This window comes from Erwinia sp. MYb416, assembly GCF_037479575.1.
Taxonomy (GTDB): domain Bacteria; phylum Pseudomonadota; class Gammaproteobacteria; order Enterobacterales; family Enterobacteriaceae; genus Erwinia; species Erwinia rhapontici.
The window spans coordinates 1-501 of record NZ_JBBGYT010000282.1 but is presented as its reverse complement, the minus strand read 5'-3'; the positions used below and the strand labels follow the sequence as shown (position 1 = coordinate 501).

General features: G+C 56.3%; 1 pseudogene. It reads right to left on the bottom strand.

The window, feature by feature from the left end:
• Positions 1-213: 213 nt before the first annotated feature.
• Positions 214-501, bottom strand: a pseudogene (gene truD / locus WH277_RS02525) (tRNA pseudouridine(13) synthase TruD); the annotation flags it as partial.

Sequence of the window (501 nt, the reverse complement as noted above, 5' to 3'; positions counted from 1 at the left end):
CTTGTGCTCTCCGGCACTGGCAGATGGGGTTGTTTCATCCGTATTCCCATTAACAAAATTGTTAAGTTATTTCGCATTGTAACGGAAGTACGGGTTCTCGCAAAATCGCCAGAAAAGAAGAGGATACAAGGGTTCAAACAGTGAAAGGAACGGCTGACTTAAGGCGATAAATTAGCAGAGCCTGCTGGGGATCAGGCTCTGCTGCAAAGGGAATTACTCGTCAACCTCAGTTACGCTGCCCTGGGTCAACAGCAGTTCGCGCACCACGCTGGTGGCAAAGCTGCCCGCCGGCAGCCAGAAGTTCATCTCCAGCGTGACGTCATCCAGCCAGTTCCACTGCAGATCGCGCGGGATCACCAGCATTGCACGACGAGCGGCCTCCACGCGTTCACGATCCATCAGCGCGATCAGCGCCGCTGCACCGGCCAGGCTATTCTGCTCAAAGGCCAGCGCTTCGTCACGCGTACCCCACTCGCCGCTGCCCGGCAGCGGTGCAGTAAT